Annotated in this window: 16 protein-coding genes; 9 read left to right on the top strand and 7 right to left on the bottom strand. The window is 71.0% G+C overall.

Annotated elements, in window-relative coordinates; all coding sequences use genetic code 11:
• A partial coding sequence (locus AC07Y4_RS02580; protein ID WP_495274158.1) for a cupin domain-containing protein occupies nt 1-186 on the bottom strand: 186 nt, incomplete at its 3' end.
• Between the two features lie 103 nt (nt 187-289).
• Between AC07Y4_RS02580 and AC07Y4_RS02575 the strand changes: the two genes are divergently transcribed.
• From AC07Y4_RS02575 to AC07Y4_RS02545, 7 genes are all read left to right on the top strand, one after another.
• Complete coding sequence (locus AC07Y4_RS02575; protein ID WP_495274157.1) at nt 290-1,039, top strand: SDR family oxidoreductase; 750 nt, start codon at nt 290-292, stop codon at nt 1,037-1,039.
• Between the two features lie 113 nt (nt 1,040-1,152).
• Nucleotides 1,153-1,656 carry a sigma-70 family RNA polymerase sigma factor gene (locus tag AC07Y4_RS02570; protein WP_070062515.1) on the top strand — a complete coding sequence of 168 codons (504 nt, stop codon included), beginning with the start codon at nt 1,153-1,155 and terminating at the stop codon, nt 1,654-1,656.
• Nucleotides 1,653-2,699, top strand: a complete 1,047-nt coding sequence (locus AC07Y4_RS02565; protein ID WP_495274156.1) for a FecR domain-containing protein — start codon at nt 1,653-1,655, stop codon at nt 2,697-2,699. Before AC07Y4_RS02570 ends, AC07Y4_RS02565 begins: the two co-directional genes overlap by 4 nt.
• Nucleotides 2,700-2,769: 70 nt before the next feature.
• Nucleotides 2,770-5,247 (top strand): ferric-rhodotorulic acid/ferric-coprogen receptor FhuE, encoded by a 2,478-nt coding sequence (gene fhuE, locus AC07Y4_RS02560; RefSeq protein ID WP_495274155.1) that lies wholly within the window; start codon nt 2,770-2,772, stop codon nt 5,245-5,247.
• 92 nt (nt 5,248-5,339) lie between these two features.
• Nucleotides 5,340-5,642 carry a DUF3649 domain-containing protein gene (locus AC07Y4_RS02555; protein WP_095948980.1) on the top strand — a complete coding sequence of 101 codons (303 nt, stop codon included), beginning with the start codon at nt 5,340-5,342 and terminating at the stop codon, nt 5,640-5,642.
• A complete protein-coding gene (locus tag AC07Y4_RS02550; protein ID WP_495274154.1) occupies nt 5,639-7,258 on the top strand; it encodes a PepSY-associated TM helix domain-containing protein in 1,620 nt (539 codons plus the stop codon). Before AC07Y4_RS02555 ends, AC07Y4_RS02550 begins: the two co-directional genes overlap by 4 nt.
• Complete coding sequence (locus AC07Y4_RS02545; RefSeq protein ID WP_495274153.1) at nt 7,255-7,617, top strand: DUF3325 domain-containing protein; 363 nt, start codon at nt 7,255-7,257, stop codon at nt 7,615-7,617. The genes AC07Y4_RS02550 and AC07Y4_RS02545 overlap by 4 nt, the downstream gene beginning before the upstream one ends.
• A 2-nt stretch (nt 7,618-7,619) precedes the next feature.
• Here AC07Y4_RS02545 and AC07Y4_RS02540 read toward each other — a convergent pair whose 3' ends face one another.
• From AC07Y4_RS02540 to AC07Y4_RS02515, 6 genes are read right to left on the bottom strand one after another with little or no spacing between them, the layout of a single operon-like run.
• Complete coding sequence (locus tag AC07Y4_RS02540) at nt 7,620-8,609, bottom strand: Bug family tripartite tricarboxylate transporter substrate binding protein (protein ID WP_495274152.1); 990 nt, start codon at nt 8,607-8,609, stop codon at nt 7,620-7,622.
• Between the two features lie 58 nt (nt 8,610-8,667).
• On the bottom strand, nt 8,668-9,024 hold the full coding sequence (locus AC07Y4_RS02535) for a cupin domain-containing protein (RefSeq protein ID WP_495274151.1): 357 nt from the start codon (nt 9,022-9,024) through the stop codon (nt 8,668-8,670).
• An 18-nt stretch (nt 9,025-9,042) separates the two neighbouring features.
• On the bottom strand, nt 9,043-10,038 hold the full coding sequence (locus AC07Y4_RS02530) for a quinone oxidoreductase family protein (RefSeq protein WP_495274150.1): 996 nt from the start codon (nt 10,036-10,038) through the stop codon (nt 9,043-9,045).
• A complete protein-coding gene (locus tag AC07Y4_RS02525; protein WP_495274149.1) occupies nt 10,035-10,943 on the bottom strand; it encodes a beta-keto acid cleavage family enzyme in 909 nt (302 codons plus the stop codon). Before AC07Y4_RS02525 ends, AC07Y4_RS02530 begins: the two co-directional genes overlap by 4 nt.
• Nucleotides 10,940-11,707 (bottom strand): SDR family NAD(P)-dependent oxidoreductase, encoded by a 768-nt coding sequence (locus tag AC07Y4_RS02520; protein WP_495274148.1) that lies wholly within the window; start codon nt 11,705-11,707, stop codon nt 10,940-10,942. The genes AC07Y4_RS02525 and AC07Y4_RS02520 overlap by 4 nt, the downstream gene beginning before the upstream one ends.
• 22 nt (nt 11,708-11,729) lie before the next feature.
• Nucleotides 11,730-12,596: a dioxygenase family protein gene (locus AC07Y4_RS02515; protein WP_495274147.1), complete on the bottom strand. Its 867-nt coding sequence runs from the start codon at nt 12,594-12,596 to the stop codon at nt 11,730-11,732.
• Between the two features lie 130 nt (nt 12,597-12,726).
• Here AC07Y4_RS02515 and AC07Y4_RS02510 point away from each other — a divergent pair, with 130 nt between their 5' ends.
• Together AC07Y4_RS02510 and AC07Y4_RS02505 are read left to right on the top strand one after the other, a co-directional pair.
• On the top strand, nt 12,727-13,758 hold the full coding sequence (locus AC07Y4_RS02510; RefSeq protein WP_390342467.1) for a LacI family DNA-binding transcriptional regulator: 1,032 nt from the start codon (nt 12,727-12,729) through the stop codon (nt 13,756-13,758).
• A 96-nt stretch (nt 13,759-13,854) separates the two neighbouring features.
• Nucleotides 13,855-14,427 carry a thermonuclease family protein gene (locus tag AC07Y4_RS02505; protein WP_495274146.1) on the top strand — a complete coding sequence of 191 codons (573 nt, stop codon included), beginning with the start codon at nt 13,855-13,857 and terminating at the stop codon, nt 14,425-14,427.
• Nucleotides 14,428-14,438 lie beyond the last annotated feature (11 nt).

Genomic DNA, 14,438 nt, shown 5'->3' with positions numbered 1-14,438 from the left:
GGCGCCCAGCGCCCGGGGGGGGGGGCCGTCGACCGCCAGGACGCACTCGCCCTCGAGCATCGTGCAGAAGCTGGGCTGGCCGAAGGCCGTGTAGCGCACGGCCCAGGCGCCGGCGCCCGCGATCACCTTGGAATACACGGCACGCGGGCGAAGCAGCGCGATGACCTCGGCCAGGGGATCGGCCATGGCTGGACTCCTGCAAAAAAAAATGGCGACTTTCGATGGTAGCAAGTCCGGTCGGTCATCCCTATCGTTGGGGCTCTTCATCACCCACCACCAAGGAACCCCATTGAAAACCGCACTGATCACCGGCTGCTCCTCCGGCTACGGCCTGGCCACCGCGCGCCACTTCCACGCCCAGGGCTGGCGCGTCGTCGCCACCATGCGCACGCCGCGCGACGACCTCTTTCCCGACGCGCCGAACCTGCGCGTGCTGCCGCTCGACGTGACGCAGCCCGACAGCATCGCCGCCGCCATCGAGAACGCGGGCCCGATCGACGTGCTCGTGAACAACGCCGGCGTCGGTCTCTTCGGCGCCTTCGAGGCCACGCCCATGATCACCGTGCGCGAGGTGTTCGAGACCAACACCTTCGGCATGATGGCCATGGCGCAGGCCGTGCTGCCGCAGTTCCGGGCGCGACGCTCGGGGGTGCTGGTCAACGTCACCTCGAGCGTCACGCTCGCGCCGATGCCGCTGGTGGCCGCGTACACCGCGAGCAAGACGGCGATCGAGGGCTTCACCGCCTCGCTCGCGTTCGAGCTGGCGGCGTTCGACGTGCGCGTGAAGCTCGTCGAGCCGGGCTACGGGCCCGGCACGCGGTTCACCGAGAACGGCGCGCAGCGCATGCAGGGCCTGATCCCGCCGGACTACGCGCCGCTGGCGCATGGCGTCTTCGCGGCGCTAGGGAATCCTACGGCCGTGACCACGGCAGCCGACGTGGCCGAGGCCGTCTGGCGCGCCGCGAACGACACGGGGGCAACGCTGCGCTATCCGGCGGGCGCGGACGCGGTGGCGCTCGCGGCGGCCCGGCCGGCCTGAGCCACGCTGTCCGCAGTGCGGACAGGACGGGCAGGGCGGTACTGCGGTCTTTTTGCTTAAAATGAGAATAATTCTTATTTGTAGGCGGAGCCCCCGCCGCCGTGCCGCCCGCCATGTCCGCTGCCGAAGCCGCCTTCCAGCAAGTCCACACCCTCTACAGCGACCACCACGGCTGGCTGCAGTCGTGGCTGCGCAAGAAGCTCGGCAATTCGTGCGACGCGGCCGACCTGGCGCAGGACACCTTCGCGCGGCTGCTGACGGCGCGCAACCCCGAGGTCATCGTGCAGCCGCGCGCCTACCTCACGAGCGTGGCCAAGAACATCCTCGTGAACTGGTACCAGCGTCAGGCGCTGGAGCGGGCCTACCTCGAGGCGCTGGCCGTGATGCCCGAGCCCGAGGCGCCGTCGCCCGAACAGCGGCTGGTGATTTTGCAGACGCTGCACGAGATCGACGCCATGCTCGACGCCCTCAAGCCGCTCGCGCGCCGCGCCTTCCTGCTGTCGCAGCTGGACGGCATGAAGTACGAGGACATCGCGCGCGAGCTGGGCGTGTCGCTGGTCACGGTCAAGCGCTACATGCAGCAGGGCTTCCGGGGCTGCCTGGCGGTGATGGCATGAGCGCGATGAATTTCGAAACGTCAGCACTTGCGCCTCGCGTGCTCGACGAAGCCGCCGAATGGCTGATGCGGCTGCACGACAGCGCCGTCACCGACGAAGACCGCCGCGCCTGCGAGCGCTGGCGCCAGAGCGATCCCGACCACGCACGCGCCTGGGCGCGCGCCGAGCAGCTGATGAACAAGCTCGGCGGCCTGCCGCCGGCGCTGGCGATGTCTTCGCTCGCGCGGCCCGCGCGCGGCAACGCGAACAACCGCCGCGCCACCCTCGGCCGGCTGGCCGCGCTGCTGGCGGCCGTGCCCGCCGGCTGGCTCGGCTGGCAGGCGGTCGAGATGGCGGGGGAACGCGGCTGGATGGCCGGGCACCGCACCGCCACCGGCGAGCGCCGCGAACTGCGGCTGGCCGACGGCAGCCGCCTCACGCTCAACACCGCCAGCGCCGTCGATGTGCACTTCGACGGCACGCAGCGCCGCGTGGTGCTGCAGGCGGGCGAGATCTTCATCGCCACCGCGCCCGACCCCGCCGCCGCGCACCGCCCGTTCCGCGTGGCCAGCGCCGGCGGCACGCTGGAGGCCCTGGGCACGCGCTTCAGCGTGCGCAAGGAGGCGGGCGGCGCCACCCACATCGCCGTGCTCGAAGGCGCGGTGCGCATCACGCCCGAGCGCGCCGCCGCGCGCGTGCTGCCGGCGGGGCAGCAGGCCCGCTTCACCGCCGACGGCATCGACGACTTCCGTCCGGCGGACGCCTCGGTGCTGGCGTGGACGCAGGGCATGCTGCTGGCCGACGGCATGCGGCTGGCCGACTTCGCCGCCGAGCTGTCGCGCTACCGCCCCGGCCTGCTGCAGTGCGATGCGGCGGTGGCCGAGCTGCGCGTCTCGGGCGCCTTTCCGCTGGCCGACACCGACGGCGTGCTGCGCATGCTGGTGTCGACCTACCCGGTGGATGCGGCCACGCGCCTGCGCGGCTACTGGGTCACGCTGGTGCCGCGTGCGGCACCCGAAGAGCGCGCGACGGGCGCTTCGAAAAATATTTCGATCCGGGGGTGAGACTTTTTTTCGTTTCGGCTGGCAAGGAGGGTGAAGAACCCACCGTTGCCCAACCGAAAGGCCCGTCTCCATGTCCGCATCCCGCCCGTCCGCCTTGCGCCCGTTCGCAGAGCGCTGCCTGAACACCGTCCTTCGCCATGCCCTGGTGGCGCTCGCCCTCGGCGGCCTGGCCGGCGCGGGAGGGCCGGCCTTCGCGCAGGCGTCGCCGTCCTCGCTCGACGCCGCGTCCCGCGCCTACGACATCCCCGCCGGTCCGCTGGGCCGCACGCTCGCCGCCTTCGCGGCGGGCAACGGCATCGCGCTGTCGTTCGACCCCGCACTCACGCAGGGGCGCAGCAGCCCCGCGGTGTCGGGCCGCTACACCGCGCGCGAAGCCATCGAGCGCCTGCTCGCGGGCAGCGGCCTGCAGGTGGTGGCGCGCACCGACGGCAGCTACACGCTGCACCGCCGCGAGGCCGGCACACCCGTTGCGAGGCAGGGCGGCATCGACACGCTCGCCCCCGTCACCGTCACGGCCGAGGCCGACCGCAGCGGAACCACCGAAGGCACCGGCGCCTACACCACGCGCGCCACGGCGGCGGCCACCGGGCTGGCACTGTCGCCGCGCGAGACGCCGCAGTCGGTCACCGTCATCACGCGCCAGCAGATCGACGACCAGAACCTGCTGTCGCTCGGCCAGGCCATGCAGAGCGTGCCCGGCGTGTTCTCGGTGAGCTCCGACAGCGACCGCACCGACCTGTACGCGCGCGGCTTCTACATCGACAACTACCAGTACGACGGCGTGCCGACCACCGTCACCACCGACTTCTTCGGGGCCTCCACCAACGACCCGGTGCTGTACGACCGCATCGAGGTCGTGCGCGGCTCGACCGGGCTGCTCACGGGCGCGGGCAACCCCTCGGCCTCGGTGAACCTGGTGCGCAAGCACGCCGACAGCAAGGTGTTCGCCGGCAACGCATCGCTCGCGCTGGGCTCGTGGAACCTGCGCCGCGGCACGGTCGACCTGCAGACGCCGGTGACGAAAGACGGTCGCGTGCGCGCCCGCCTCATCGGCATGACGGAAGACCGCGACTCCTTCATCGACATGTACCACGGCCGCAAGCACGTGCTGTACGGCGTGGTCGATGCCGACCTCACGCCCAGCACCACGCTGAGCGTGGGCATCGAGTCGCAGGCCACGCGGCCCACCTCGTCGACCTGGGGCGGCCTGCCGCTGACCTTCAGCGACGGCACAGCCACGCGCTGGGACCGCTCCAAGACCGTCGGCACGCCGTGGACCCACTGGGACACGACCACCACCACCGCCTTCGCGAACCTCACGCACCAGTTCGACAACGGCTGGAAGCTCAAGGCCAACGGCTCGCACCGGCAGAGCAAGCAGAACGCCAAGCTGCTGTACCTGTACGGCGACCTCGACCGTCTCACCGGCACCGGCCTGGGCTCGCTGCCCGGCTACTTCGAGCACCAGTTCCGCCAGAACAGCCTCGACCTGCAGGCCACCGGCCCGTTCAAGTTGCTGGGCCGCACGCACGAACTCGTGGTGGGCGTCAGCAACAGCCAGTCGCGCTACGTGGAGGCGAACCATCCGCGCACCAGCGCGTTGCCCGACACCGGCAACTTCTACGACTGGAACGCCGCGTCGTACCCCGAGCCGGGCTGGGACCCGTTGAAGGTCTCGGCCATCACCAAGACGCGCCAGACCGGCACCTACGGCGCCGCGCGCCTGTCGCTGGCCGATTCGCTCAAGCTCATCGTGGGCGGGCGCCAGAACAGCTGGCGCTCCACGCGCCTGACCGCCGACGCCCCGGCCACGCGCAAGCACGAGGTGTTCACGCCCTACGCGGGCCTGGTGTACGACCTGAGCGAGAACTACTCGGTGTACGCGAGCTACACCGACATCTTCCAGCCGCAGAACTACCGCGACGCCGGCGGCGCGTACCTCGACCCGGTGACCGGCAAGAGCTACGAGATCGGCCTCAAGGGCGAGCACCTGAACGGCAAGCTCAACACCTCCATCGCCGTCTTCCGCGCCGAGCAGGAGAACGTGGCGCAGCGCGACGGCACGAAGCTCGTGCCCAACTCGAGCGAAGGCGCCTACTACGGCGCACGCGGCGTGACCAGCAAGGGCATCGAGCTGCAGGTGTCGGGCGAACTGGCCCCGGGCTGGCAGCTGAACGCGGGCATCGCGCGCACGCTGGGCCGCGAAGGCAACGGCAACCGCATCAACACCGCCATACCGACCACGCAGGCCACGCTGTTCACCACCTACCGGCTGCCCGGCGCGTGGCACCGGCTCACGCTGGGCGGCGGCGTCAACTGGCAGAACCGCACCTACTACGCGTACAGCGTGGGCGATGTCGACCTGCGCTACCAGCAGGGCTCGCGCGCGGTCGTGAGCCTGATGGCGCGCTACGCCTTCACGCCCAAGCTGGCGCTGCAGCTGAACATCGAGAACCTGTTCGACAAGAAGTACTACAGCAACATCGACGGGCAGGCCTACTTCGGCACGCCGCGCAACGCGGTGGCGACGCTGAGCTACGCGTTCTGACCGGGAAAGAGCGGGGGGGCATGACCCTTTTTTCGTTCTCGTTTGTCATGTAGGGGAGGGGCGCATGTCCGCGCCCCGTTTTCCGGTCCCCGATGAACACCCGCACCTCCTCCTTTTCTCCCGCCCTGCGGCTGCTGTCCCGCGTCGCGGCCGCCGTGTTCGGCGGCTACGCGCTGGCCTCGGCCGCCGCCGTCTTCCTGGCCGCCGTGCTGCCGGCCGGCCCCGCCGAGGCCGCGCTCGGGGGCATGCAGTTCAGCTTCGCGGTCTACACCGTCGCCGTGATCTGGGCGTTCGCGCCCGTGTCGCTGCCGCGTGCGTGGGCCGGCCTGCTGCTGCCGGCCGTGGTGCTGGCCGGGCTCGGCCTGGCCTTGCGCGGCGCGGGAGGCGGGGCATGAGCACGAAGAAAGCCAAGGCGCCGTCGCAAGGGGGCTTTCGCCAGGCCCAGGCCTGGCTGCACACCTGGTGCGGCCTGTGGTTCTCGTGGCTGCTGTTCGCGGTGTTCCTCACCGGCACGCTGGCCGTGTTCGACGAGCCCATCACCCATTGGATGACGCCGGAGCACCACGCCGAGGAGGCCGCCGCGGCAGCCAGGAAGGGCGAGCCCACGGCCGACCGCGCGCAGCGCCTGGCCTGGGGCATGGCCTACATGGCCGAGCACCACCCGGGCGCCTCGATGTGGGAGCTGTGGCCTTCGGATGCGCAAGGCGGCGGCGAGCTGCGCGTGTTCTGGTTCGACGCCAACCGCCAGTACGCGGGCGTCGCGCTCGACCCCGCCACCGGCAAGCCGTTGAAGGAAGACGGCGGCCACGCGGCGCGCGCCACGCTCGGCGGGCACCACTTCGTCGACTTCCACTACGAGCTGCACGCCGGCACCGTCGGCCTGTGGATCGTCGGGATCGCCGCGATGGCGATGCTGGTGGCGCTGGTGTCGGGCGTCATCACGCACAAGCGCATCTTCAAGGACTTCTTCACCTTCCGTCCCAAGAAAGGCCAGCGCAGCTGGCTCGACGCGCACAACGCCGTGGCGGTGCTGACCTTGCCCTTCCAGTTCATGATCGCCTACACCGGCCTCGTGATCTCTGGCACCAGCTTCATGCCGGCCCCCAAGGTCTTGCACTACGGCACCGGCCCGCAGGCGCAGGTGCGTTTCGTCTCCGAGCTGGGCGACAGCGACAAGCCCGCCGCCACCGGCCGCGCGATGCCCGTGCCCGTGCTCGAACCGTTCGCGGCACGCGGCCAGGAACGCATGGGCCAGCCGGTGCGCGCGGTCGTCATCGACCACCCGGGCGACGCGGGCGCGCGCATCGGCGTGTACGGATGGAACGGCGACGACGAATCCGCGCGCCGGCTCAGCGCCACCACCGGCATGGTGCAGTTCTCGGCCGCCACCGGCGAGGTGCAGCGCGTGCGCCTGCCGGGCGCCGCGGACGGAGGGGCCGCCATGCTCGCGCAGTCGGCCATGGGCGGGCTGCACATGGTCACCTTCGGCGGCTGGCCGATGAAGTGGCTCTACTTTTTATGTGGCCTCGCGGGCACCGCGATGATGGGCTCGGGCGCCGTGCTGTTCATCGTGAAGCGCCGGCAAAAACACCTGGGCGAGTTCGGTGGCGCGACGGCGCGGGTCTACCGGCTGATCGAGGCGCTGAACGTCGCGGCCATCGCCGGCCTCGCCATCGCCTGCGTGGGCTACTTGTGGGCCAACCGGCTGGTGCCGGTCGGCATCGGGCACCGCGCGGACCGCGAACTGCAGGTCTTCTTCGCGCTGTGGGCGCTGGCGCTGGTGCACGCCTTCGTGCGGCAGCCGGCGCGCGCGTGGCGCGAGCAGCTCGGTGCGCTGGCCGCGCTGTGCCTGCTGCTGCCGGTGCTCAACTTCGTGACCACGGGCGATCACCTGCTGGCGCAGCTGTCGCGCAGCGATTGGGAAAGCCTCGGCGTCGAACTGGGCGCCGTGGCTTTCGGGCTTGCGGCGCTGGGTGCGCTGCGCCATCTGCTGCGGAAGGCGGCGCGATGACGACGGCATGGGCTTCGTTGCTTGGCCTTGCGCTGGCGTATGCGGGCATGTCGTGCCTGAGCTTTGCCATGGACCGGCACCACGAGCAGCTGACGCGCGGACGTGAAGTGCCCGCGCGTCGGCGCACGGGCTTGCGCGTGATCGGCATGGTGCTGCTGGCAGCGGCCATCGTGCCCTGCGTGATGGCCTGGGGCCCGACGGTCGGGACGGTCGCCTGGCTGGGCTTCCTGTCGGCCGGTGCGTTGCCGGTGGCGCTGCTGTTGCCGTACCGCCCACGCACCGTGGCGTGGGGCGCCGGCGCTGCCGCCGTGGCCGGTGGTGCGGGGCTTGCGCCGGTGCTGGCGGCGCTGCTGCGCTGAGGTCAGTCCACCTTGATGGCTGCGGCCTTGACCACCTGCTGCGCCTTCGCGGTCTCGTCGGCAATGAACTTGTTGAACTGCGCGGAGGGCATGGTGAAGGGGTCGGCGCCGAGCTTCTCCAGCCGTTCCTTCAGCTCGGGCGACACCATGATCTTCGCGACCTCGGCCTGCAGCCGTTCCACCACGGGCTGCGGTGTCTTGGTGGGCGCGAACAGGCCGACCCAGAACAGGTAGGCCGAGCCCGGCACGCCGGCCTCCACGGTGGTGGGCGCGTCGGGCAGGGCGGACGAGCGGCCGGCGGTGCCCACGGCCAGTGCCTTCAGCTTGCCGCTCTTGATCAGCGGCAGCGCCGACACCATCGGCGCGAAGAACCAGTCGACGCGCCCGGCCATCACCTCGGTCATGGCTTCGGGCGTGCCGCGAAAGGGCACATGCTGCGCGTCGACGCCGGCCGCGAGGCGGAACACCTCGGCATTCATGTGCGTGGCCGAGCCGTTGCCCGCGGAGCCGTAGTTCAGCCCGCCGGGCTTGGCCTTCGCCTTGGCCACGAGGTCTTTCACGTCGGTGAAGTGCGACGGCGAGGTCACCAGCACGTTGGGCAGGCTGGCCATCGGCGTCACGCCCGTGAAGTCCTTCAGCGTGTCGTACGACAGGCCCTTGTAGATCCACGGGTTCACGAGGTGGCCGGCCGAATGCACCAGCAGCGTGTAGCCGTCGGCCGGCGCCTTGGCGGCGATGGCCGCACCCAGCGTGCCGCCCGCGCCGGGGCGGTTGTCCACGATCACGCTGGTGCCCAGCGCAGGCCCCAGCTTCTCGGCGACCAGGCGCGCGACGATGTCGGTGCCGCTGCCCGCCGTGAAGGGTACGACCAGCTTGATCGGTTGCGTGCCCGGCCAGGCGCCTTGTGCATGGGCGCCGCCGAACGTGCAGGCCGCGAGTGCCGCGGCGATCGTGAGTGCCTGTCGGCGGCTCCAGGGGAATGTCTTCTTCATGCGTCTTGTCTCCGTTGATTTGTTGGTGCGAGCGATGAATGACTGGGAAAGGAGCGCGCTAGGCGGGCGGTGCGTTCGCCATCACCAGCGCCACCAGCACCGGGCGGTTGCTGCGGTTCTCGAGCTGGCGCTTCTCGCCGGGTGCGAAGCGGCAGCTGTCGTAGGGCAGCAGCACGTCTTCCTGGTGCGCGCCCTCGAGTTCGCCGACGATGTGCAGCTCGCCCTCGAGCACGAGGTAGAGCTTCTCCATCGGCGAGCCGTCCAGGCCGGTGCGGCCGCCGGGCAGGATCTGGCTCATGCCCATCCACATCTGCGTCGAGGGGCCGGCCTCCTTGCCCTGCAGGCGCAAGCAGCGCATGTCGAAGTGGTTGGGCGCCTCGTAGTGCGGCGCCTCGCTGAAACGGGTCACATGCATGGTGGGTGTCCTCGGGGGTCAGGGGCGCAGCACGACGCGGTCGGTGCTGCCCGACAGCACCAGCCGGTAGGCGTCGATCGCTTCGTCGAGCGCGAAGTGGCGTGCCACGGGAAAGGGTTTCAGCGTGCCGCGCTCGAAGCCTTCGCGCATCGCGTCGAGTTGCGCGGTGGAGGCCACGCAGTCCATCGCCAGCGAGTCGATGCCCACGTAGGTGTGCATGCCGCGGTAGAACGCGAAGATGTCGAAGGGCACCGCGCGGTCGTGCGTGGCGATGAAGATCTGCGTGGCCCCCTTGGCCATCGCCTTGTTGGCGGCCTCGAAGTAGGCGCTGCCCACGGTGTTGTAGACGATGTGCGCGCCGCGCCCGTCGGTGAGCTCGCGCACCTGCGCGCCCACGTCGGCGTGGTGGCGTGCATCGACCACGTCGACCGGCGCGCTCGCGAACCCCGCGAAGGGCCCCGGGCCGCGCTGCACCGCGATCACGCGCGCGCCGGCCTGCGCGGCCAGCTGCACCGCCGCCTGCCCGACCTTGCCGTTGGCACCCAGCACCAGCACCGTCTGGCCCGCCTGCGGCATGCCGCTGCGCCGGAAGCCCTCGTAGGCCGTGACGAAGGGCACGCCCACCGCGCCGGCCTCGTCCATCGAGATGCCCTGGGGCTTGGCGCGCAGGGCCGCCTCGGGCAGCACGAGGTAGCGTGCATGCGAGCCGTCGCGCGTGATGCCGACGTCGCCGCCCGAGCCGTAGACCTCGCGGTCGATCCATTCCGAAGGGCCGCTCACCACGGTGCCCGCGAAGTCGCGCCCCGGCGTGCGCGGCCAGACGGCCTGCGGCATGAGGCCCAGCGCAGCCTTCACGTCGCTCGGGTTCACGGCGGCGGCGGCCACGCGCACCACGGCATGGCCGGGCGGCGCCGCGGGCTCGGGCTGCGGCGCGGCCTCCAGGTGCAGCGCGTCGAGGTTGGCGGCCTTGCCGTTCACGCGCAGGGCGCGCGGTTCATGAAGGATGGCGCTCATCGTGCGGCTCCCTGAACGGTGCGGGTGTCGGCCAGCCCCAGCATCGCGCGGGCCTCGCGCGGGTTGGCGACGTCGCCGCCGAGGCTGCGCAGGATGTCGCGCGCCTTCGCCACGAGCTGCGCGTTGCTTTCGGCCAGCACGCCTTTCTCGAGGTAGATGTTGTCTTCCATGCCCACGCGCACGTGGCCGCCCAGCAGCCACGACTGCGCGACGATCGGGAACTCCGTGCGGCCGATGCCGAAGGCGCTCCAGAAGGCGCCGCGCGGCAGCAGGTTGCGCGCATAGAGCAGCGTCTCGGGTGTGGGCGCGAAGCCGTACTTCACGCCGAGCACGAAGGTCCACATCGCGGGCCCGTCGAGCGTGCCGTCGGCGATGAGGTCCAGCGCCAGGTGGATGTCGCCCGAGTCGAAGATCTCCAGCTCGGGCTTCACGCCGGCCTCGCGCATCACCTTCGCCATGCGGCGCACGTTCTTCGGCGTGTTGATCACCACGTCGGGGCCGGAGTTCATGGTGTTGAGGTCGAGCGAGCACACGTCGGGCCGGATCAGCGCGATGTGTTCCACGCGCTTTTCGGGCGGCAGCAGCGTGGTGCCGGGCGCGGCGATCTTCGGGTCGTCCTCGCTCGGAATGAAGCGCCCGCCCGGCCCGGTCGTGAGGTTCACGATCAGCTCGCGGTTCTCGCGGCGGATGCGATCGACCACCTCGCGGTACAGATCGACCTCCATCGAGGGCTTGCCCGTCTCGGGGTGGCGCACGTGGATGTGCACCTGCGCCGCGCCGGCTTCGGCGGCGGCCAGGCATTCGTCGGCGATCTGCACCGGCGTGATCGGCAGGTGCGGCGTCTGCTCGGGCTTCACGAGGTTGCCCGTGACGGCGCAGGTGATGAGCGTCTTCGCGTTGTTCACAGGTGGCGCCCTCCGTCGACCACGATGCGCGTGCCGGTGACGAAGCGCAGCGTGGTGGCCAGCGCTTCCACGGTGGCGGCCACGTCGTCGGGTTTGCCGATGCGTCCCAGCGGCGTGGTGCTGGCCATCTTGTCGGCGAACTCCGCGCCGCGTCCGGGCACGAAGCCCGACTCGACCGCGCCCGGCGACACCGACACCACGCGCACCGCCGGCGCCAGCGCCCTGGCCAGCGCATCGCCCACCACGTCGAGCCCGGCCTTGGCCGCGACATACGCGAGGTTGCTGCCCACGCCCGTGAAGCCGGCGATGGACGAGATGTTGACCACCAGCCCGTCGCCGGAGGCCTTGAGCATCGGCGCGAAGGCGCGGATGGTGGCGAACACGCCGCGGAAGTTGGCGCGCAGCAGGTCGTCGATGAGTTCGTCGGTCAGCGCATCGAGGTCGCCGGCCGGCACGGGCTGCGTGTGGCCCGCGCTGTTGACCAGGATGTCGCAGCGCCCGTGCGCGGCCTTCACCTCGGCGGCGGCGGCCTGCAGGCTCGGCGTGTCGACGATGTCGGCGCGGATCGCGCCGTGGCGCTGGCCGCTGTCCGAGGGCAGGGCGGCGGCGCGCGCGGCGGCGTTGTCGTCGCCACCGCGGTGCAGCAGCACGCAGGTGGCGCCCAGCGCGGCCAGCCGCGTGGCCGTGGCGTAGCCGATGGCGCCGAGGCCGCCGGTGATGACGGCGATCTTGCCGTGGAGTCGGGATTGGGGATCGAAGCTCATGGGATGAAGGGAAGTTGCGGAATCAGGGGATCGGCGGGCGGGGGAACTTCATCTCGCCGGGTTCGAGCTGGAAGTCGTACTGCAGCGTGGCGCTGCGGCCATCGGGCGCGAGCGCGAAGCGGCCGATGAGCTGGCGCGTCACGCCGAAGGTCGGGTCGCTCTCCAGGTTCTCGTCGTCGTCGGCGAACACCTGCGTGACCAGCACCTTGTGGCCCGGCTTGCTCAGCATGAAGTGCAGGTGCGCGGGCCGGTTCGGGTGACGCTGCTGCGCGCGCAGCAGCACGCCGCAGGGCCCGTCGGTGGGCACCGGGTAGCCGGCGGGGCGCACGCTGCGGAAATGAAAGCGGCCCTCGGCATCGGTGGTGAAGCGCCCGCGCAGGTTCATGTCGTCCTGCTCCGGGTCCTGGTTCTCGTAGAGCCCGACCGGCGAGGCCTGCCACACGTCGACCGTGACGCCGGCCATCGGCTGCCCGCCCACGTCGCGCACCGTGCCCGTCACCTCCAGCGGCGTGCCGGGCGTGCCCGAGCGCGCGATGCTCTCGCCCGCCGCGCAGGCCGGCGAGTTGGCGCGCCAGAAGGGGCCGAGCAGGGCGGCCGGCGATTCGCCGTGCGGGTCCTGGTTGTTCTGCAGCGCCACCACGGTGGACACGCCCAGGATGTCGGCCGCCAGCACCACCTCGTTCTTGGTCTCGCCGGTGGCGTGGCCGATGGCGACGATGAATTCGAGCGCCTGCTCGAACTCCTCCTCGGTCAGCTTCACCTCCTGGACGAAGGCGTGCAGGTGGCGCGTGAGCGCGTCCATCACGGTGCGCAGGCGCGGGTCGGGGGTGCGTTGCATGGCGTCGAGCGCAAAGCCGAGCACCGAATCGGGGGAGGTGGCGATGTTCATCTGCAATCCTTGCAATCGTTTGCATGATCTTAAGGCAGATTCCAGAAAAGTAAAATGGCAGGTATCCGGGATGCCAGAATGGGAATTCGCCAACCATGGCGCTTCGGATGTCCAACAATCGTTTGCACCAATGAGCACCCATCCCCCTACCAGCCCCGTCACCATCCGCGACGTCGCCCGTGCCGCCGGGGTGCATGTGTCGACCGTGTCGCGCGCGCTCAGCCCCGAGAAGCGCTCGCTGATCAGCGACGAGGTGCTGCGCGTGGTCGAGGAGGCCGCGCAGCGCCTGGGTTACCGGCCCAACCGCGCGGCCTCGGCGCTGCGCACGGGCCGCACCCACACCATCGGCGTGCTGGTGCCCGACATCACGAACGCGGTGTTCCCGCCGATCCTGCAAGGCATCGAGGCCAGCGCGGCGGCGCGCGGCTACTTCGTGTTCGTCACCAACGTGGTCGACCCGGCGCTCGCGCGGCCGGTGCTCGAGCGCATGCTGGCGCAGCGCGTGGATGGCGTGATCCTGGCCACCGCCACGCGCGACGACCCGCTGGTCGACTTCGTCGCCAAGGCCGGCATGACCGCGGTGCTCGTCAACCGCGCCGACGAGACCGGCCGCCTGCCCGCCGTGGTGAGCGACGACCGGCTGGCGATGAAGCTCGCGGTCGACCACCTCGTGGGCCTGGGCCACAAGCGCATCGCGCACCTGGCGGGGCCGCAGACCATCCCCACCGGCGTGGGCCGTCTGCTGGGCGTGGAGCAGGCGCTGCGCGACCACCGCATGAAGCCGGCGCGCATCGTCGAGTGCGCCAGCTACAGCCGCGAAGCGGGCGCGGCCGCGATGAAGCAGATGCTCGCGGCTGGCGCCGCGCCGCAGGCCGTGGTCTGCTGCAACGACCTCGTGGCGCTGGGCGCCTACGACGCGCTGCGCGAGGCGGGCCTGCGCGTGCCGAAAGACATCTCCATCACCGGCCACAACGACATGCCGCTGGTCGACATGGTCGATCCACCGCTCACCACCATCCGCCTGCCGCACCGCGAACTCGGCTGGCGCGCGGCCGAGATGCTGTTCGAGGAGATCGACGGACAGGCGCTCTCGGCCTCCACCGTGGTGCTGCGCCCGGAGCTGGTGGTGCGCAAGTCGACGGCCGCGCCGGCCGCGCGCTGAACGAAGACGAAAACAAATGCATCCGCAGGGCGGCGCGCACACTTCGCACCGAGAATCGTCGGCCATTCCCGGTCCCGTGTTCCGCTTCCTTCTTGCATGCGCTTTCGTCCCGCCTTCCTGCTTCTTTCCCTCGGTCTTTCCCTCCCGCTGCTGGCCCACGCCGCGTCGCCGCGCACCTGCCTCGTCGTGGGCGTGAGCGACGGCGACACGCTCACCGCGCGCTGCGGCCGCAGCGGTGCCTACGCGCAGGTCAAGGTGCGCATTGCCGCCATCGACGCACCCGAAAAAGCGCAGCCCTACGGCCAGCGCAGCCGCCAGGCGCTGAGCCGCCTGTGCTACGCCGAGAAGGCCGTCATCACCGAGCGCGACACCGACCGCTACGGCCGCACCGTGGCCGACGTGCGCTGCAACGGCGAAGACGCCGGCCGCCGCCTGGTGGCCGAGGGCTGGGCCTGGGTGTACGACTACCACGGCATCGCGAAGAAGCGGGGCGGCGACCTGTTCCGCCTCGAAGCCGCGGCGCGTGCGCAGCACATCGGCCTGTGGGCCGACACCGCGCCGACGCCGCCGTGGGACTGGCGGCGCGAACGCCGGGAGCAGCCGCGCAGCAACAACAACCATGGCGGCTCGCGGCCCTGGGGCGACGTGCGCTTCGAACCCCTGTCATGACGGCTTCATGG

The sequence above is a fragment of the Variovorax sp. GW460-12-1-14-LB1 genome (assembly GCF_059423605.1).
Note: the sequence above shows the minus strand (reverse complement) of the source record. Positions and strands in the feature narration are given on the sequence as shown.